The 19,134-nt window shown below is 71.9% G+C and carries 17 protein-coding genes; 13 read left to right on the top strand and 4 right to left on the bottom strand.

Annotated elements, in window-relative coordinates:
• Positions 1 to 11 precede the first annotated feature (11 nt).
• Positions 12 to 341 carry a rhodanese-like domain-containing protein gene (locus tag KVT44_RS50975; protein WP_054237233.1) on the top strand — a complete coding sequence of 110 codons (330 nt, stop codon included), beginning with the start codon at positions 12 to 14 and terminating at the stop codon, positions 339 to 341.
• A gap of 196 nt (positions 342 to 537) precedes the next feature.
• On the opposite strand, the gene KVT44_RS50970 is transcribed toward KVT44_RS50975, so the two are convergent.
• A complete protein-coding gene (locus tag KVT44_RS50970; protein ID WP_217575462.1) occupies positions 538 to 1,671 on the bottom strand; it encodes an acyl-CoA dehydrogenase family protein in 1,134 nt (377 codons plus the stop codon).
• A gap of 366 nt (positions 1,672 to 2,037) precedes the next feature.
• On the opposite strand from KVT44_RS50970, the gene KVT44_RS50965 reads away from it, so the two are divergent.
• From KVT44_RS50965 to KVT44_RS50955, 3 genes are read left to right on the top strand one after another with little or no spacing between them, the layout of a single operon-like run.
• On the top strand, positions 2,038 to 3,006 hold the full coding sequence (locus KVT44_RS50965; RefSeq protein WP_254651021.1) for a DUF5819 family protein: 969 nt from the start codon (positions 2,038 to 2,040) through the stop codon (positions 3,004 to 3,006).
• Entirely contained in the window at positions 3,003 to 4,232 is a 1,230-nt protein-coding gene (locus tag KVT44_RS50960; protein ID WP_217575460.1) for an HTTM domain-containing protein, read from the top strand. Before KVT44_RS50965 ends, KVT44_RS50960 begins: the two co-directional genes overlap by 4 nt.
• On the top strand, positions 4,229 to 5,035 hold the full coding sequence (locus KVT44_RS50955) for an RNA methyltransferase (protein ID WP_217575457.1): 807 nt from the start codon (positions 4,229 to 4,231) through the stop codon (positions 5,033 to 5,035). The genes KVT44_RS50960 and KVT44_RS50955 overlap by 4 nt, the downstream gene beginning before the upstream one ends.
• A gap of 100 nt (positions 5,036 to 5,135) precedes the next feature.
• Here the strand turns inward: KVT44_RS50955 and paaN are convergent, their stop codons facing one another.
• Positions 5,136 to 6,836, bottom strand: a complete 1,701-nt coding sequence (paaN, locus tag KVT44_RS50950) for a phenylacetic acid degradation protein PaaN (RefSeq protein ID WP_217575455.1) — start codon at positions 6,834 to 6,836, stop codon at positions 5,136 to 5,138.
• 148 nt (positions 6,837 to 6,984) lie between these two features.
• On the opposite strand from paaN, the gene KVT44_RS50945 reads away from it, so the two are divergent.
• Positions 6,985 to 8,499 carry a 3-hydroxyacyl-CoA dehydrogenase gene (locus KVT44_RS50945; protein WP_217575453.1) on the top strand — a complete coding sequence of 505 codons (1,515 nt, stop codon included), beginning with the start codon at positions 6,985 to 6,987 and terminating at the stop codon, positions 8,497 to 8,499.
• Positions 8,496 to 9,086 (top strand): TetR/AcrR family transcriptional regulator, encoded by a 591-nt coding sequence (locus KVT44_RS50940; protein ID WP_054234203.1) that lies wholly within the window; start codon positions 8,496 to 8,498, stop codon positions 9,084 to 9,086. The genes KVT44_RS50945 and KVT44_RS50940 overlap by 4 nt, the downstream gene beginning before the upstream one ends.
• A gap of 751 nt (positions 9,087 to 9,837) precedes the next feature.
• Here the strand turns inward: KVT44_RS50940 and KVT44_RS50935 are convergent.
• The gene (locus KVT44_RS50935) at positions 9,838 to 10,323 is read right to left on the bottom strand and encodes an Lrp/AsnC family transcriptional regulator (protein ID WP_099921663.1); all 486 of its coding nucleotides are present in this window, start codon (positions 10,321 to 10,323) and stop codon (positions 9,838 to 9,840) included.
• A 188-nt stretch (positions 10,324 to 10,511) separates the two neighbouring features.
• Here KVT44_RS50935 and pdhA point away from each other — a divergent pair, with 188 nt between their 5' ends.
• From pdhA to KVT44_RS50905, 6 genes are all read left to right on the top strand, one after another.
• Positions 10,512 to 11,654 (top strand): pyruvate dehydrogenase (acetyl-transferring) E1 component subunit alpha, encoded by a 1,143-nt coding sequence (gene pdhA, locus KVT44_RS50930; protein WP_217575451.1) that lies wholly within the window; start codon positions 10,512 to 10,514, stop codon positions 11,652 to 11,654.
• Entirely contained in the window at positions 11,651 to 12,655 is a 1,005-nt protein-coding gene (locus tag KVT44_RS50925) for an alpha-ketoacid dehydrogenase subunit beta (RefSeq protein WP_054234200.1), read from the top strand. The genes pdhA and KVT44_RS50925 overlap by 4 nt, the downstream gene beginning before the upstream one ends.
• Complete coding sequence (locus KVT44_RS50920) at positions 12,655 to 14,037, top strand: dihydrolipoamide acetyltransferase family protein (RefSeq protein ID WP_217575449.1); 1,383 nt, start codon at positions 12,655 to 12,657, stop codon at positions 14,035 to 14,037. Before KVT44_RS50925 ends, KVT44_RS50920 begins: the two co-directional genes overlap by 1 nt.
• Before the next feature lie 25 nt (positions 14,038 to 14,062).
• Complete coding sequence (locus KVT44_RS50915; protein WP_217575447.1) at positions 14,063 to 14,998, top strand: NTP transferase domain-containing protein; 936 nt, start codon at positions 14,063 to 14,065, stop codon at positions 14,996 to 14,998.
• Complete coding sequence (locus tag KVT44_RS50910; RefSeq protein WP_217575445.1) at positions 14,995 to 16,389, top strand: molybdopterin molybdotransferase MoeA; 1,395 nt, start codon at positions 14,995 to 14,997, stop codon at positions 16,387 to 16,389. Before KVT44_RS50915 ends, KVT44_RS50910 begins: the two co-directional genes overlap by 4 nt.
• Positions 16,390 to 16,491: 102 nt before the next feature.
• Positions 16,492 to 16,863, top strand: coding sequence for a potassium channel family protein (locus KVT44_RS50905; RefSeq protein WP_368857614.1), 372 nt, complete (start codon positions 16,492 to 16,494; stop codon positions 16,861 to 16,863).
• On the opposite strand, the gene KVT44_RS50900 is transcribed toward KVT44_RS50905, so the two are convergent.
• A complete protein-coding gene (locus KVT44_RS50900) occupies positions 16,785 to 17,891 on the bottom strand; it encodes a TrkA family potassium uptake protein (protein WP_217575443.1) in 1,107 nt (368 codons plus the stop codon). The genes KVT44_RS50905 and KVT44_RS50900 overlap by 79 nt on opposite strands.
• A 448-nt stretch (positions 17,892 to 18,339) precedes the next feature.
• On the opposite strand from KVT44_RS50900, the gene KVT44_RS60360 reads away from it, so the two are divergent.
• Positions 18,340 to 19,134, top strand: a 795-nt coding sequence (locus KVT44_RS60360; RefSeq protein ID WP_302832234.1) for a YncE family protein, incomplete at its 3' end; no start/stop codon positions are given.

Here is a 19,134-nt window from a genome sequence, read left to right as displayed (position 1 = left end):
TTGGATCTGGTGTGCCCACGGTCGAGGTCGGGGATCTCGCGGACGGAGACTTCCTGCTGGACGTCCGGGAGGACGACGAGTGGCAGGCGGGCCATGCCGCGGGGGCGCTGCACATCCCCATCAGTGAGTTCGTCGCTCGCTACGGCGAGCTGACCGAGGCGGCGCCGCAGGACGGCAGGGTCCATGTGATCTGCCGCTCCGGGGGCCGTTCGGCGCAGGTCACGATGTACCTGGTCCAGCAGGGCATCGACGCCGTGAACGTCGACGGTGGCATGCAGGTCTGGGCCGCCGCCGGCCGCCCGGTCGTGGACGACAAGGGCACCCCCGGCTTCGTGCTGTAGCCACCGCCAGGGGGACTCCCAGCTTCGTGCCGTAGCGATCAGCGAGGGTTCACGCCCCCTGCAGCCACCGGCAGGGGGTTCGCGCCCGCGCTCGCATCCGCCGAGTGGCGTTCACCACCGCTGCCCGGGGCTTGCCCAGGCCTGGAGAAGCGAGGACGCGCCTGGAGAGGCGAGGGCGTGTCGCGGGCATGGGCGTTCAGCCCAGGGGATGGGCCGCGAGCAGATCCCCCAGTGCTTCCTCGTGCGCCGCCGCCGGTCCCAGCGACAGTTCAAGCTGCTTGGCCCAGGCGTGGTACCGGTGCAGCGGGTAGTCGACGTCGGCGCCGAACCCCCCGTGCAGATGCTGCGCGGTCTGCACGACCCGTCGTACGCCTTCCGATGCCCAGATCTTGGCGACGGCCACGTCCCCGGACGCCGGAAGGGCACCCCCCGCCCCCGTACTGATCCGCCACGCGGCCTGCCACAGCGTCGCCTCCATCGCCCGCAGGTCGATATAGCGGTCGGCGGCCTGCACGGCGACGGCCTGGAACGTGGCGACCGGGAACCCGAACTGCTCCCGCTTGCCCGTGTACGCGCTGGTCATCGCGAGCACCCGCTCACCGAGCCCGAGCGCCAGCGCGCACGTCCCGGTGGCCAACAGCTCCCGCAGCCACTCCCACGCCCCGTCCGCGTCGATGACATCCCGGGCGGTGATCCGCGCGGATTCCAGACGCAGCTCGCCGAGCCGTTCCCCGGTCGTGGAGATCTGCTCGCCGAGGACGACGCCCTCATGAACCCGGGGTACCAGCGCGAGGACGGTCCGGCCGGCGCCCGTGTGCGCGGGTACGACGGTGAAGTCGGCGTTCTCCGCCCACGGAACCGCCGTCTGCACCCCGTCCAGCACCCACGCGTCACCGTCCCGCCGTGCGGTCACGGCGAGTTCGGCCGGGTCGTGCCCGGTCCGCCCGTTCGCCGCGACGGTCAGCACGACCTCGCCCCGGCCCGCCCGCGCGAGCAGCTCCGCCTTCAACTCCTCGCCGCCGTACGCCTGTACGGCCACCGCCGCCGCACTGCTCTCCAGCAACGGCACCCGCGCGAGCACCTTCGCCGCCTCGCGCAGCACCAGGCACAGCGCGATCGCGTCCAGGCCCGCCCCGCCGTACTCCGCGGCGAGCAACAGACTCAACAGATCCGCGTCGGCGAGCTTCGTCCACAGTGCCCGGTCGAAGTCGTCGGCGACGGCGCCCGCGGTGATCGCGGGGCTGGGTACTCCGTCGGGCGCGACCCCGCCGAACACCGCCTTCGCCGCCTCGACCGCCGCCTGCTGCTCCTCGGTGAAGGTGAAGTCCACGTCCCTGTCCTCCCACGCACCGATCCACCGACCCGGCGGACACCGGATCTGACGGAGCGTCAAGATAGAACAGGTTCTACAAGAAGGGAACGGTCGGGCCGCGGAAGGCCTGGCGTCCAGACAGACCGAACGTTCGGTCTGTAGAACCACGCGGCGGGGCGGGCGGCCGTAGGGTGTCCACCGCTGTGGATAACCTCGGGGTCGCTGTTGTGTCGCTGTTGTGCCCGCTGTGCCGAATGGGGCTGTGCTGGGCGGTCCGGCCTGAGTACCGTTCCCGTGCGCACGCCGCGGTGTGGTGCGCGCGGGCGCCACGGCGCCGCGCGGTCCGGCGGCGGGAATCGGACCGGGATCGGGAATCGGGGCGGAATGGACGCGTACGACGAGGGCTCGAAGGCCCGGCATCTGCCGGACGGCCCTGACGGCTCCCTGCCCGAGGGCCCCGCCTCCGCCGGTTCCACCCCCGACAGCACCCTCTCCGCGGACCAGGAATCCGTCGGCCAGGAATCCGTCGGCCAGGAATCCGTCGGCCAGGAATCCACCGATCAGGAATCCACCGATCAGGAATCCGTTCCGCAGCACCACGATTCCCAGGCGCCCACTGCTCAGGCCCCCGGCCCCCAGGCACTCGGCCCCCAGGCACCCGCCGCCGATCCCCCCGTCCCCGTCCCCACCCCCACCGGCATAGCCTCCCTCCCCCTCCGCTCCCAGGTTGTCGCCGCGCTCGCCCTCGCGGTCGTCGCGGTTGTCGCCTGTGTGCACCTCGGCATGGTGTTCCTGCACGTCGCGCCCTCGAACACGGTCACCAAGCAGCACGGCCGGGCGATCGACGACTGGATCTACCCGGAGTTCGAGCAGAACTGGAAGCTCTTCGCCCCCAACCCGTTGCAGCAGAACATCGACGTCCAGGTCCGTGCGCAGGTCCGCGGCGCGGACGGTGGCATCACCGAGACCGGCTGGTACGACCTGTCCGCGCTGGACGGCGCGGCGATCGACGGCAATCTGCTGCCGAGCCACACCCAGCAGAACGAACTGCGCCGGGCCTGGGACTTCTACATCGGCACGCACGACAACGACAACCGCCCGGTGGGCCTGCGCGGCGACCTCTCCCAGCGCTATCTGCGCCGGATCGTCGTGCTGCGTCTCGACCGTGAGGGGGCCGGCGGCAAGGGCGCCGTCGTCGAAAGCGTCCAGGTCCGTTCCCGTACCACCAACGTGCCGCCCCCGAAATGGAGCGAGGAGCAGGTGTCCGACACGCCCGTCCTGCGCGAGCTGCCCTGGTGGACCGTTCCCGAGGAGGACGTGACGGACGCGCGGACGGAGGCGAGCGCCGGATGAACCGCATCGCAGTGTCGATCTCGCGCGGCATCGCCCGGGTCACCGACGCCGCCCTCGGCCCGTACCAGACGGCCGTGATCCGCATCGGCTTCGCCGCCACCTGGCTGCTGTTCCTGCTGCGCGAGTTCCCGCACCGCCAGGAGATGTACGGCCCCGACGGACCGTGGAAGTGGGACCTCGCCCAGCGGCTCGTCGCGGACAACCACGCCTTCACGATCCTGATGTGGTCCGACAGCCAGGTGTGGTTCGAGACCGTCTACGCCCTGGCCGTCCTCTCCGCTCTCCTGCTGCTGGTGGGCTGGCGGACCCGCACGATGTCCGTGCTCTTCATGGTCGGCGTGCTCTCGCTGCAGAACCGCAGCATCTTCATGGGGGACGGCGGCGACAACGTCATCCACCTCATGGCGATCTATCTGGTGTTCACGCGGTGTGGACAGGTGTGGTCGCTGGACGCCCGGCGGGCCCGGCTCACGCGGGAGGCACGCGCGCGTGGGGACCTCCCACGGGCCGGGGCCCAGGACCGGGTCGGTCTCGTCCTGTGGGCGGCGCTCGGTCTGCTGCTGGCCGCGGCGACGGGCGCGGGGCGGCTCAGCCCCGGCTGGCTGGCGATCTTCTGGGGGCTGTGGGCGGTCCAGGCGCTGTGGTGGGCCGTCGGCCGCCTGGGACGCACCGCGGAGCCTCGGATCCTGCTCGACGTCATCGCCAACGCCGTGCACAACGCGGCCCTGCTCGTGATCATGGCCGAGGCGTGTCTGATCTACGCGACCGCCGGCTGGTACAAGATCCAGGGCTCGCGCTGGCAGGACGGCACGGCCGTCTACTACCCGCTCCACCTGGACTACTTCTCTCCCTGGCCCGCCCTGTCCGACCTGCTGGCCTCACACGGCACGATCGTGATGCTGGTGACCTACGGGACGGTCGCCGTGCAGGTCGCCTTCCCCTTCACCCTGATCAACCGGCGCGTCAAGAACGTCCTGCTGGCCGCCATGATGACCGAGCACGCCGTGATCGCCGTGGTCCTCGGGCTGCCCTTCTTCTCGCTCGCGATGATCGCCGCCGACGCGGTGTTCCTGCCGACGTCGTTCCTGCGGCGCCTCGGCGGATGGGCGGCACGCGCGCGTGGACGACTGTTTCCGCCAGGCGCCCGCAAGCTCCCGGGCCAGCGCGCTCAGGGGCCGCGCACCCCGGAGCCGGCCGAGGACCCGCACGTAGGCTTCACCGCATGAAGGACCCCGCAAGCGACCCCACGGACCGTGTGCAGGACCCGGTGGGCGACCGCCGGCAGGACCACGACCCCGTGAGCGCCTGGCACCGCCTCGCCGACATCTCCGTCCTACTCGACGGCTTCCACGCCCTCAAGCACGCCGTGCGCTTCCGGGCCGAGGTCCTGGTGGCGGTCACCAGCGACCGGCAGGCGGCGCTCGCCCTCACCGACGAGCTGGCCCCGGACGTACGCGACGCCCTGGACGCCCTCCTGGTGGAGGTCCCGGAGGCCACGTACCGCTCCCTCGTCCCGCGTCCGCACCCGACCGCGGTGGCCGCGTTGGCGGTACGTCCCTCCCGTGAGGCCAATCTGCGGGCGCTGGCCCGCACACCCCGCACCGCCCCCGTGGTCGTCCTCGACCATCCGCGCAACCTCGGGAACGCCGGCGCCGTGATCCGCCTGGCGGCCGGCTTCGGCGCGACCGGCGTCGTCACCACGGGCACGCTCGACCCCTGGCACCCCACGGTGGTGCGGGGCGGGGCGGGCCTGCACTTCGCGACCGCCGTGGAGCGGCTGACGGTGGCCGAGCTGCCGTCCGGGCCGGTGTTCGCCCTCGACCCGGACGGCGACGACATCCGGGGACTGAAGCTCCCGGACGACGCCGTGCTCGCATTCGGCTCCGAGCGCAGCGGCCTTTCCGCCGACCTGCGCGCGCGTGCCGACCACCTGGTGTCGCTCCCGATGCGCCCCCAGGTCTCCAGCTACAACCTGGCGACGAGCGTGGCCATGACCCTGTTCCACTGGAGCGCCCCGCAAGGGGGCTAGGGCCTGTCCGGCGGATCTTGCCGCAGACGTGGGGCTTGGGGCCTGTCCGGCGGATCTTGCCGCAGACGCGGGGCCTGGGAGCTGTCCGGCGGAGCAGGTCCTAGCGCCGGACCTCCACCACCCGGAACCGGTTGGCCACGAAGCCCCCGTCGCACAGCGCGGCGTTCGCCGCCGGGTTGCCGCCCGACCCGTGGAAGTCCGAGAACGCGGCCGTCTGGTTGACGTACACGCCGCCCGTCAGATTCAGGGACAGCTGGGCACACTCCTCCAGACAGGCCTCCCGCACGGCCTCCTCGACGGCCTCGTCGGTGGTGTACGCCCCGACGGTCATCGCCCCCTTCTCCCGGACGGTCCGCCGCAGCAGCTCCACCGCGTCCCCTGCCGAGTCGACCGCGACCGCGAAGGACACCGGTCCGAAGCACTCGTTCATGTAGGCGGCCTCGTCGTCGGCACCCTCCCAGTACTTCCGGGCACCGTCGAGCTTGACGATCACCGGAGTGCGGACGACCGCGTCCGGGAACTCCGGGTTGCCGACCTCACGCGACGTGAGGGCGACCTCGCCGAGCCCTGCTGCGGCCTCCAGACGCGCCTTGACATCCGGGTTCACGATCGCGCCCAGCAGCCCGTTGGCACGCGCGTCGTCCCCGAGGAGTCCGTCGACCGACCGGGCGAGGTCGGCGACCACCTCGTCGTACGACTTGGTGCCCTCCTCGGTGCGGATGCCGTCGCGGGGGATGAGGAGGTTCTGCGGGGTCGTGCACATCTGGCCGCTGTACAGGGACAAGGAGAAGGCCAGGTTGGACAGCATCCCCTTGTAGTCGTCGGTCGACTCCACGATCACCGTGTTGACGCCGGCCTTCTCCGTGTAGACCTGCGCCTGGCGGGCGTGGGTCTCCAGCCAGTCGCCGAACGCCGTCGACCCGGTGTAGTCGATGATCCGGATCTCGGGGCGCACGGCCAGGGTCTTGGCGATGCCCTCCCCGGGCCGCTCGGCGGCCAGCGCCACCAGGTTCGGGTCGAAGCCCGCCTCGGCGAGCACCTCGCGCGCGACCTGCACGGTGAGCGCGAGCGGCAGCACCGCGCGCGGGTGCGGCTTGACGAGCACGGCGTTACCGGTGGCCAGGGAGGCGAACAGGCCCGGATAGCCGTTCCACGTCGGGAAGGTGTTGCAGCCGATCATCAGCGAGATGCCGCGCGGCACCGGCGTGAACTGCTTGGTCATCGCGAGCGGGTCGCGCTTGCCCTGGGGCTTGGTCCACTCCGCGGTGTCGGGCGTGCGGACCTGCTCCACATACGCGTACGCCACCGCCTCCAGGCCGCGGTCCTGCGCGTGCGGGCCGCCCGCCTGGAACGCCATCATGAAGGCCTGGCCGCTGGTGTGCATGACCGCGTGCGCGAACTCGTGCGTGCGGTCGGCGATCCGCTTGAGGATCTCCAGACAGACCATCGCGCGCATCTCCGCGCCCGCGTCGCGCCAGGCCCGCTGTCCGGTCCGCATGGCGGTCAGCAGCACGTCGACGTCCGCGTGCGGATAGGTGACGCCCAGCTCGATGCCGTACGGGGAGATCTCGCCGCCCACCCAGTCGTCGGTGCCGGGCTGGCCGAGGTCGAGGCGGCTGCCGAGGAGGGCGTCGAAGGCGGCCTTGCCCTCGGCCATGCTCAGGCTGCCGTTCTCCCCGTAGGCCTTCGGGTGCTCGGGGTGTGGGGACCAGTACGCGCGCGTACGGATCGCTTCCAGTGCCTGGTCGAGCGTGGGCCGGTGCTGGGCGGTCAGCTCGTGCGCGGTCAGTTCGGCGGCCATGCGGGACCATCTCCTCGTCTCAAGAACTCTTCGCTGAGCTCATGACCTGGGCAGAAATAGCCGGACAGAGTTAGAGTAACCGAACGATCGGTCGGGACAAGGGGGTCCGCCGCATCTGTGGAAAACCCCGTGCGGGAGGATCGCGCACATGACAGGACTCGACCTCAGCAGCCCCGTGGCCGTCGTCGGCACCGGCACCATGGGCCAGGGCATCGCCCAGGTCGCGCTCGTCGCGGGCCACCCCGTGCGGCTCTACGACACGGTTCCCGGGCGTGCCGACGCGGCGGCCGAAGCGATCGGCGCGCGCCTCGACCGGCTCGTCGAGAAGGACCGGCTCGCCGCCGCCGACCGGGACGCTGCACGCGCCCGGCTGCACCCCGCGCACAGCCTCGCCGAGCTCGCGGACTGCGCGCTCGTCGTCGAGGCGGTGCTCGAACAACTCGAAGCGAAACAGCAGCTGTTCCGCGAGCTCGAGGACATTGTCGAGCACGACTGTCTGCTCGCCACCAACACCTCCTCGTTGTCCGTCACGGCCATCGGCGGCGCCCTGCGCAACCCCGGTCGGCTGGTCGGACTGCACTTCTTCAACCCGGCGCCGCTGCTGCCGCTGGTGGAGGTCGTCTCCGGGTACGCGAGCGACTTCTCGTCGGCCACGCGCGCGTACGAGACGGCACGCGCCTGGGGCAAGACGCCGGTCGCCTGCGCCGACACCCCCGGCTTCATCGTCAACCGCATCGCCCGGCCCTTCTACGCCGAGGCCTTCGCGGTGTACGAGGCGCAGGCCGCCGACCCCGCGACGATCGACGCCATCCTGCGCGAGTCCGGCGGCTTCCGGATGGGGGCCTTCGAGCTGACCGACCTGATCGGCCAGGACGTCAACGAGTCCGTGACGCACTCCGTGTGGCAGTCCTTCTTCCAGGACGTGCGCTTCACGCCCTCGCTCGCCCAGCGGCGGCTCGTCGAGTCCGGCCGGCTCGGGCGCAAGACGGGGCATGGCTGGTACGACCACGGGGCCGACGCCGAGCGGCCGGAGCCGCACACCGCGGAGAAGGCGCAGGCACCCGCGTACGTCGTCGCCGAGGGTGATCTGGGTCCGGCCGCCGAACTGCTCACGCTGATCCGCGAGGCGGGCATCCAGGTCCGCGAGGACGAGGAGGACCACGGGACCCGCCTGGTGCTGCCCAGCGGCGGCCAGCTGGTCCTCGCCGACGGCCAGACGTCGGTCGAGTTCCGCGACGTCGTCTACTTCGACCTGGCGCTCGACTACCGCCGGGCGACCAGGATCGCCCTCTCCGCCTCCCAGGACACCGCCCCGCAGACCCTCTCCGAGGCCGTCGGCCTGTTCCAGGCGCTGGGCAAGACCGTCAGTGTCATCGGGGACGTGCCCGGCATGATCGTCGCCCGGACCGTGGCGAGGATCGTCGACCTGGCGCACGACGCCGTCGCCAAGGGCGTCGCCACCGAGGAGGACATCGACACCGCGATGCGGCTCGGGGTCAACTACCCCCTGGGCCCCTTCGAATGGAGCCGCAGGCTCGGCCGGAGCTGGGCCTGCTCCCTTCTGGACGACCTGCACCAGCGCGATCCCTCCGGGCGCTACGCGCCCTCTCTCGCGCTCTACCGCCACGCGTACGCCACCGAGAAGCGCGAGGGAACCTCATGACCACCGCCAAGCGCGACACGTACACCCCGGAGAGCCTGCTCTCCGTCGCCGTCCAGGTCTTCAACGAGCGCGGCTACGACGGCACCTCCATGGAGCACCTCTCCAAGGCGGCCGGCATCTCGAAGTCGTCGATATACCACCACGTCACGGGCAAGGAGGAGCTGCTGCGCCGCGCCGTCTGCCGGGCCCTGGACGGCCTCTTCGGCATCCTCGACGAGGAGCACGCGCGCGTGGGGCGTGCGGTGGAGCGCCTGGAGTACGTCGTACGCCGCATGGTCGAGGTACTCACCGCGGAACTCCCGTACGTGACCCTGTTGCTGCGCGTGCGCGGCAACACGGACACCGAGCGCTGGGCCCTGGAGCGGCGCCGCGAGTTCGACCACCAGGTGGCCGAACTCCTGAAGGCGGCGGCCGCCGACGGGGACGTACGCGGCGACATCGAGGTCCGCCTCGCGACCCGCCTGGTCTTCGGAATGATCAACTCACTCGTCGAGTGGTACCGCCCCGACAGCCGAGGCATGGGCGAACGCGAGGTCGCCGACGCGGTGGCGCAACTGGTCTTCAGCGGCCTCAGAGAGGAACGCTGACCCTCCGCCCCTCAACTGCCCACCCGCGTCCCCGCCCCCCGACCCCAGGCCAAGCCCCCACTCCCACCCGCACCCCTCCGGCCCTCCGGCCCTCCCACCCGCACCCCTCCGGCCCGCACCCCTCCGGCCCTCCGGCCAAGGCTCTCCGGCCCGCGGACCTTGAGGCTCCGGTCCACCGGTCCCGGCCCGTCGGCTCTCAGCCCCCGACTCTCCGACCCGGGCCCTCGGGCTCTGGGCCGCCGGCTCTGCCCTCCGGCCCGTGGGCTCTCAGCTCCGGGTCACCGGTCCAGGCCCACCGGTCCCGGCCCCTTCTGCCCGTGAGCCTTCCGACCTTGGCCCTCCGGCTCAGGGCTACGGGTCCAGGCTCATGCCCTCCCGCCGCCGGACTTGTGGCTCGCTCTGGCCCACCCAGGTTCGGGTGCCGGGCCAGGGGCCCTGGTCGTCGGCGGTCTGAGACAAGAACGTCAAACCCCGACCCGGGCGCTCGGCTCCGCGCCTCCTGCCACGGGCTTCCAGATCCTGGCTCCCCACCCCCGGGGCTCCCAGGCCCTGGCTCCCCCCCCCCGAGCTCCCAGGTCCCGGCTCTCCAACCCCCTGGGCTCCCGTTCCTGGCTCTGCGCCCCAGGCCCTGGTTCGGGCCTTCGGACCCGGGACGGGAGGTCCGAGCCGACGGGCTCCGGGGGACCGCGCCTCGGGGGCGGGCCCAGGTTCAGGACCGCCCCGGCCCCGGTCCCACGTCTCCCGCCGCCCGTCACCCCTCCGGCTCCAGATCCTCCTCCTCGAAGACCAGGAGTGTGCGGGTGCTGAGGACCTCGGGGATGGCCTGGAGGCGGGTGAGGACCAGTTCGCGGAGGGCCCTGTTGTCGGGGGTGTGCACCAGGAGCAGGACATCGAAGTCGCCGCCCACCAGGGCGATGTGGGAGGCGCCGGGCAGCACCCTGAGCTGCTCACGGACCGTGCGCCAGGAGTTCTGCACGATCTTGAGGGTGATGTACGCGGACGTGCCCTGCCCGGCGCGTTCGTGGTCGACGCGCGCCCCGAAGCCGCGGATCACACCGTCCTCGATGAGCCGGTTGATCCGCGCGTAGGCGTTGGCGCGGGACACATGGACCCGTTCGGCCACGGAGCGTATCGAGGCGCGGCCGTCCGCCTGGAGCATCTGCAGGATGTCCTGATCGATGGCGTCGAGCGGACGGGCGGGCGGCGGGACGGGGCCGGCCTCCGACGGCTCGGCCATTTGTTCAGGTGCCATGTCCCCCCGCCTCCCTACCATGGACGTACTGCGTCCATCTCAGGCTGTGCAGAACCGTTTGTCCACAGCCTGGCGCTGCCTGTAGCCAAAATGTGCCGACGACCGAACAATCGGTAGGTGAGGCGCCTCACACCCGTGCAGCGCCCAAGCCGCTCCCACGAGGAGGTGCCGTCATGACGGTCATGGAGCAGCGAGGCGCTTACCGGCCCACGCCGCCGCCCGCCTGGCAGCCCCGCACCGACCCCGCGCCGCTGCTGCCCGACGCGCTGCCCCACCGCGTCCTCGGCACCGAAGCCGCCGCGCAGGTCGACCCGGGCCTGCTGCGCCGTCTGTACGCGGAGCTGGTGCGCGGTCGTCGCTACAACGCGCAGGCCACCGCCCTCACCAAACAGGGCCGCCTCGCCGTCTACCCGTCCAGCACCGGCCAGGAGGCCTGCGAGGTCGCCGCCGCACTCGTCCTCGAGGAGCGCGACTGGCTCTTCCCGAGCTACCGCGACACGCTCGCCGCCGTCGCCCGCGGCCTCGACCCCGTCCAGGCCCTCACCCTCCTGCGCGGCGACTGGCACACCGGCTACGACCCCCACGAGCACCGCATCGCACCCCTGTGCACCCCCCTCGCCACCCAGCTCCCGCACGCCGTGGGCCTCGCGCACGCCGCCCGCCTCAAGGGCGACGACGTGGTCGCGCTCGCCCTGGTCGGCGACGGCGGCACCAGCGAGGGCGACTTCCACGAGGCGCTGAACTTCGCGGCGGTCTGGCAGGCCCCGGTCGTCTTCCTCGTCCAGAACAACGGCTTCGCCATCTCCGTCCCGCTCGCCAAGCAGACCGCCGCGCCCTCCCTGGCCCACAAGGCCGTGGGCTACGGAATGCCCGGCCGGCTGGTCGACGGCAACGACGCGGCGGCCGTGCACGAGGTCCTGAGCGACGCCGTGCGCCACGCGCGCGCGGGGGGCGGTCCGACGCTGGTCGAGGCCGTGACGTACCGCATGGAAGCCCACACGAACGCCGACGACGCCACCCGTTACCGCGGCGACTCCGAGGTCGAGACCTGGCGGGCGCACGACCCGATCGCCCTCCTGGAGCACGAGTTGACCGAACGCGGCCTGCTCGACGACGGCGGCATACGGGAGGCCCGCGAGGCCGCCGAGATCATGGCCGCCGACCTGCGCGCCCGCATGAACCAGGACCCGGTGCTCGACCCCATGGACCTCTTCGCCCACGTGTATGCCGAGCCCACACCACAACTGCGCGAGCAGGAGGCGCTGTTGCGCGCCGAGCTCGCGGCCGAGGCCGAGTCGGAGGGTACGGCCCGATGACCACCGTCGCGCTCAAACCCGCCACCATGGCGCAGGCCCTGACCCGCGCGCTCCGCGACGCCATGGCCGCCGACCCGACCGTCCACGTCATGGGCGAGGACGTCGGCACCCTGGGCGGCGTCTTCCGCGTCACCGACGGGCTCGCCAAGGAGTTCGGCGAGGACCGCTGCACGGACACCCCGCTCGCCGAGGCGGGCATCCTGGGGACGGCCGTCGGCATGGCCATGTACGGGCTCAGGCCGGTCGTGGAGATGCAGTTCGACGCGTTCGCCTACCCGGCGTTCGAGCAGCTGATCTCGCACGTGGCACGGATGCGCAACCGCACCCGCGGCGCCATGCCGCTCCCGATCACCATCCGGGTCCCGTACGGCGGCGGCATCGGCGGCGTCGAGCACCACAGCGACTCCTCCGAGGCGTACTACATGGCGACTCCGGGACTCCATGTCGTCACGCCCGCGACCGTCGCCGACGCCTACGGGCTGCTGCGCGCCGCCATCGCCTCCGACGACCCGGTCGTCTTCCTGGAGCCCAAGCGCCTGTACTGGTCGAAGGACTCCTGGAACCCCGACGAGCCGACGGCCGTCGACCCGATCGGCCGCGCGGTGGTGCGGCGCCCGGGCCGCAGCGCCACGCTCATCACGTACGGGCCGTCCGTGCCCGTCTGCCTGGAGGCGGCCGAGGCGGCGCGGGCCGAGGGCTGGGACCTCGAAGTCGTCGACCTGCGCTCGCTCGTGCCCTTCGACGACGAGACCGTGGCGGCATCGGTGCGGCGGACCGGACGCGCCGTCGTCGTGCACGAGGCCGGTGGTTACGGCGGCCCGGGCGGCGAGATCGCGGCCCGCGTCACCGAGCGCTGCTTCCACCACCTGGAGGCGCCGGTGCTGCGCGTCGCCGGATTCGACATCCCGTACCCGCCGCCGATGCTGGAGCGGCACCACCTGCCCGGCGTCGACCGGATCCTGGACGCCGTGGGGCGCCTGCAATGGGAGGCGGACAGCTGATGGCCCAGGTGCTCGAGTTCAAGCTCCCCGACCTCGGTGAGGGCCTCACCGAGGCGGAGATCGTCCGCTGGCTGGTGGAGGTCGGCGACGTCGTCGCCGTCGACCAGCCCGTCGTCGAGGTCGAGACGGCCAAGGCGATGGTCGAGGTCCCCTGCCCCTACGGAGGAGTGGTCACCGCACGCTTCGGCGAGGAGGGCACGGAACTGCCCGTGGGCTCCCCCCTGTTGACCGTCGCGGTCGGCGCTCCGTCCTCCGGCGAAGAGACCGAGGGCTCCGGCAACGTGCTGGTGGGGTACGGCACCGGGGCGCCGCCGGCGCGGCGCAGAAGGGTACGGCCGCCCGCCGGGTCAACCACACCGCCCGGGGCGCACACGCAGACCCGGCCCGCGCACCCCGCCGCCGACGACCACCGGGGCGCCCCGGCGCGCGAGCCCGGGCCGGTCCGCGACCACATCGCGGCGGCGGTACGCGCCGACGGCCCCGTACCGGTGATCTCCCCGCTCGTCCGCAGGCTCGCCCGGGAGAACGGCCTGGACCTGCGGACCCTGGTGGGATCCGGCCCCGACGGGCTGATCCTGCGGTCGGACGTGGAGCACGCGTTGCGCTCGGCCGGCACCCCGGTCCGGCAGCCGGAAACCCCGCTCGACCCGCACACCCCCGAACCCACCCCCGTGGCCCCCGCACCTGCCACGGCCGGCACCCGTATCCCCCTCCGCGGCATCCGCGGCACGGTCGCCGACAAACTCTCCCGCAGCCGTCGCGAGATCCCCGACGCGACCTGCTGGGTGGACGCCGACGCGACGGAACTCCTGCACGCGCGCAGGGCGATGAACGCCGCCGGAGGTCCCAAGATCTCCCTGCTGGCGCTGCTCGCCCGCATCTGCACCGCCGCACTGGCCCGCTACCCGGAGCTCAACTCCACGGTCGACACGGAAGCCCGCGAGATCGTCCGCCTCGACCACATCCACCTGGGCTTCGCGGCACAGACCGAGCGCGGTCTCGTCGTCCCCGTCGTCCGGGACGCCCACACGCGCGACGCGGAATCGCTGAGCGCGGAGTTCGCCCGGCTGACCGAGGCCGCACGCACCGGCACGCTGACACCCACGCAACTCACGGGCGGCACCTTCACGTTGAACAACTACGGAGTGTTCGGCGTCGACGGCTCCACACCGATCATCAACCACCCCGAGGCCGCCATGCTCGGCGTCGGCCGGATCGTCCCCAAGCCCTGGGTGTACGAGGGCGAGCTGGCCGTGCGCCAGGTCGTCCAGCTCTCGCTCACCTTCGACCACCGGGTGTGCGACGGCGGCACGGCGGGCGGCTTCCTGCGCCATGTGGCGGACTGCGTCGAACAGCCGGCGGTGCTCCTGCGTTCCCTGTGATCGCGGCGGCACGCATACTCGGGGGATGACCGCGTACGAGCCACCGGGCACCCCCGGCCCCGCCGCCCCGTACGACGCCGTCGTCCTCGCGGGCGGCGCCGCCCGCCGGCTCGGCGGAGCGGACAAGCCCGGTCTGCGCGTGGGCGGGCGCCCGCTGCTCGACCGGGTGCTCACCGCCTGCGCCACCGCCACCACCACGGTGGTCGTCGCCGAGCCCAGGGAGACGGCGCGCCCCGTGCAGTGGGCGCGCGAGGAGCCGCCCGGCGGGGGGCCGCTCGCCGCGCTCGACGCCGGTCTGCGGCACGTTTCGGCGGAACACGTCGTGGTGCTCTCCGCCGACCTGCCGTTCCTGGACGAGTCGACGGTACGGCGCCTGCTGGACGCGCTGCGGACGGGCGACGCCCCCCAGGGTCCGGCGCGGCCCGACGGCGTGCTGCTCACCGACCCCGACGGCCGCGACCAGCCGCTCGTGGCCGCCTATCGCGCGGATGCCGTGCGCCGTGAGCTGGCGGCGCTCGCCGTCGCCCACGGCGGAGTCACCGGGCTGCCGCTGCGGCGGCTCACCGCCGCGCTCGACCTCACCCGCATCTCCGACCCCGTCGCGTCCTTCGACTGCGACACCTGGGACGACATCGCCGCCGCCCGGGCCCGCATCAGGGAGCATGGGAACGTGTTGGATGAATGGATTTCCGCAGTCAAGGACGAGCTGGGCATCGACCTGGACGTCGACACCGGTGGCCTGCTCGACGTGGCCCGCGACGCCGCGCACAGTGTGGCCCGGCCCGCGGCGCCGCTGACCACGTTCCTCGTGGGATACGCCGCCGCACAGGCCGGGGGAGGCCCCGAGGCCGTCGCGGAGGCATCCCGCAAGGCCGCGGCGCTCGCGCTCCGCTGGGCGGCCGAGGACACCCCCGACGCCAAGTCGACCTCGGACGCCAAGCCGACCCCCGACGCCGGATGAACGCGCCCCGGGCCCGGCCCCTCGATCAGGACGCCGACGATCTCGACGTGGAGGAGGCCCTGGCCTTGGTCAAGGACCCCCGAGGCGCGTCCGACTCCCGGCACGGCCACGGCACCCCCGCGGTCCCCGCGCCCCCATCGGAGGGCGAGAGCCGCACCCACGCCCCCGACAGCGCCAAGGGCAAGGGCGACGGGCACAGGGCCACCCCCTGGCCCCAGGCCCGTACGACCGCCGAGCGGGCCGCCCGTTCCGTCCCGCGGCGCGCCCCCGTCTCCGTGTCCCTGGACGCGGCCCTCGGTCTGGTCCTCGCCGCCCCGCTCGCCGCGCTCACCGACCTCCCCTCCTTCGACACCTCCGCGATGGACGGCTATGCGGTAGCCGGACCCGGCCCCTGGGACCTCCGCGAGGAGCGGGTACTCGCGGGCCACGCGAAGCCGGAGCCGCTCATCGACGGCGAGGCGATGCGGATCGCCACCGGCGCGCGCATCCCGCAGGACGCCACCGCCGTGCTGCGCAGCGAGCACGGGCGCCTCGACGACAAGGGGCGGCTGCACGCCACCCGGGAGGCCGTGCACGGGCAGGACATCCGGCCCCGTGGCCAGGAGTGCCGCAGCGGCGACCAGCTCCTGCCGGCCGGCGCCCTGGTCACCCCCGCCGTGCTGGGTCTCGCCGCGGCCGCCGGATACGACATCCTCACCGTGATTCCCCGCCCCCGCGCCGAAGTCCTCGTCCTCGGTGACGAATTGCTCACCGAGGGGCTCCCCCAGGAGGGCCTGATCCGGGACGCGCTCGGGCCGATGCTGCCGCCCTGGCTGCGCTCGCTCGGTGCCGAGGTCCTCGCGGTACGCAGGCTGGGCGACGATGCCAAGGCCCTGCACAAGGCGATCACCCGCTCCGACGCCGACCTGATCGTCACGACCGGGGGCACCGCCTCGGGCCCCGTCGACCACGTCCACCCCACCCTGAGCCGCATCGGCGCCCAACTCCTCGTGGACGGCGTCAAGGTCCGCCCGGGTCACCCCATGGTCCTGGCCCGCACCAAGGAGAACCAGCACCTCGTCGGGCTGCCCGGCAACCCCCTGGCGGCCGTCTCCGGCCTGCTGACGCTCGCCGAGCCCCTCCTGCGCGTCCTGGCAGGTCGGGCGGCCCCGGAGCCGTACACGCTGCCCCTCGGGGACGCGGTCCACGGGCACCCGTACGACACCCGGCTCATCCCCGTCGTGGTGCGTGCCGACCGGGCCGTGCCGCTGCACTACAACGGTCCGGCCATGCTGCGGGGCATCGCGGCGTCCGACGCCCTCGCGGTCGTACCACCCGGCGGCGCTCGTCCGGGCCAGGAGCTGGAACTCCTCGATCTACCCTGGGCGTTGGCCGGTATGGGGAATGCCTGAGATGAGCGGGGGCATGAACCGGACGGTGAGCCGGATCGGGGAGTGTTTCACGTGAAACTGCCGGGCCATGATGCGATCGCCTGCTAAGCGGACGAGCATCTCGTGACCCACCGGGTGAGACTCCCGAGAAAAGTGGTGGAACGCCCCATCCGCCAGGTCGTCAAACGCCTGGCGATGGCCTTGTTCGTGCTAGCCGCGACCGCCTTCATCGTCTGGGTCGACCGCGACGGCTACCACGACAACGCGGGTGACGGCGTCGACTTCCTCGACTCCCTCTACTACGCGACCGTCACCCTCTCGACCACCGGATACGGCGACATCACCCCGGTCAGCGACGCCGCCCGACTCACCAACATCTTCGGTCAACGTTTTGTCAGATGTGCCACAGCAACGCTTCAGCTCGGGTACGTGGCCCGGCTGATAGTGATGAGACGGTCCCCGAGCTTGAGTTTCCCGAGCCAGGGATCCGTGTAGTCCAGCACCTTCTTGTCGCGTACGACTGCCACGACAGGATCCGCGCACTCTCGTGGTGACTGCCCCACCTCGTCCTGCGACACGGGGCGTTCTGTGAGGTCCAACCCGCTGCCCTGGGTCATGAGGTCTTCAAGCGTCCGGGCCGCAGCGGGGCTGACCACCGAGACCCCGAGCAAGCGGCCGGCTGCGCTGGAACTCGTGATCACGGCGTCCGCGCCGCTCTGCTTCAGCAGCGGCACGTTCTCGTCTTCCCGGATCGACGCGACGATCGTGGCACGCTTGGTGAGCTGGCGCGCGGTGAGGGTGATGAGCGTGGCCGTCTCGTCGCGATGCGGAGCGATGATCACTTTAGAGGCGTTCTGCACTGATGCCTTACGCAGGGTCTCGGAACGAGTCGCATCACCGACAACCGAAACCAAGCCGTCGTCGCCGGCAGCACGTGCTGTCTCGTGCTGTGAGTCGACGATGACGATCTTCTCCTTGGCGATGCCCTGGCCCAGCAGCGTTTCGATGGCCTTACGGCCCTTGGTGCCGTAACCGACGACAACCACGTGATCACGAATCTGGGCGCGCCACCGGTGAATGCGCACTTCCTGCCGGGTGCGCTCGGTGAGGACCTCAAGCGTGGTGCCGACCAGGATGATCAGGAACAGCACGCGCAGTGGCGTAATCACGAAGATGTTGGTGAGCCGGGCACTGTCGCTGACCGGGGTGATGTCGCCGTACCCGGTGGTGGAGAGGGTGACCGTCGCGTAGTACGCGGCGTCGAGAAGGTTGACCGGGCTGCCGGAGTTGTCGTTGTAGCCGTCGCGGTCGAGCCAGACGACAAGCGTCGTGAGGGCCAGGACCAGCACGGCCAGAGCAAAACGACGCAGCGCTTGCCGGAGAGGCGGCGCAGCATTTTCGACGGGCACCGTGATTGAACGGCTGGCTTCGGTCTCATCCCGAGCCTCCGTGCGTGACCGATGCCAGAGCGAACGGAGGATCGGGTGCCTTGCGGCCGTCGGCCGTGCCTGTCTGTCCTTCATCGCTCGCCCCCTGCTGCGCGGTCATCCGGTGTGTCATCACTATGGTTCCGGATTGGCTGCGGGCGGTGCTTCTCGCCCCGCCCGTCGGCGTCGGTGCTGTCTTCCCAGACACCGTCGCCGGGCCCCGGAGGCGCTTCGCTGATCGTCTCCGAGTGGACGGGTCTGAGGCCAGTTCCACGCGTGATGAACGCCGTCGTCTTTGAGGCGGCAGTCGCGGAGGATCTTCCGCCGGTGGGCGACGGCGAAGACCGCACGGGGTTGCCCGGCTCGTCCGTACGGCCCCATGTACGGGGAGTCGTACGGGCACGAGGCGATCACGGCACTTAGCTTCTGTCGCGGCGATCATCAGCGCCGCGGCGGTCCCGTATGTCCATGCCAGGGCATCGATCGCTGCCTTCATCCGGAGCACGCCAATACACCTCGGTGTGGTGCATTGCAGGAGGTCTGCATGTCGGGAATCACGGTACGGGGGGCATCGGAGCAGGGAAGCAAGGAGCGAAGTCGCGAGGGCACGGGTGCGTGGTGGGTGTTGGCGCGGACCTGGGTGGCGGGACTTGCGGTCCTAACCGGCATGGTCGTCCCGATCGCCGTGGCCACGCCCGCCGCCGCGCAGACGGGCACCTTCACCTACGCCAGCAACTTCGGCTCGGACAGCGTGTCGGTCATCGACACCGCCACCAACACCGTCACCGCCACCGTCCCCGTGGGCGACGGCCCCTTCGACGTGGCGGTCACTCCGGACGGCACCCGTGCCTACGTCGCCAACAACAACTCGGACAGCGTGTCGGTGATCGACACCGCCACCAACACCGTCATCGCCACCGTCCCCGTCGGCGACAGCCCGCGCGGTGTGGCGATCACCCCCGACGGCACCCGCGCCTACGTTGCCAACCTCGGCTCCGACGACGTGTCCGTGATCGACACCGCCACCAACACCGTCATCGGGGGTCCCATCCCCGTCGGCAACGGTCCCCGCAGCGTGGCGATCACGCCGGACGGCGCCCGTGCCTACGTGGTCAACACCATCTCGGACAGCGTGTCGGTGATCGACACCGCCACCAACACCGTCATCGCCACCGTCCCCGTCGGCGCCAACCCCGTCGGCGTGGCGATCACCCCCGACGGCACCCGCGCCTACGTCGCCAACACCAGCTCGGGCAGCGTGTCCGTGATCGTCACCGCCACCAACACCGTCACCACTAACATCCTCTCCGGCCTTGCCCCCATCGGCCTGGCGATCACC

The sequence above is a fragment of the Streptomyces sp. GbtcB7 genome, assembly GCF_019091445.1.
Lineage (GTDB): Bacteria > Actinomycetota > Actinomycetes > Streptomycetales > Streptomycetaceae > Streptomyces > Streptomyces mirabilis.
This window is presented reverse-complemented; position numbering and strand designations above follow the sequence as displayed.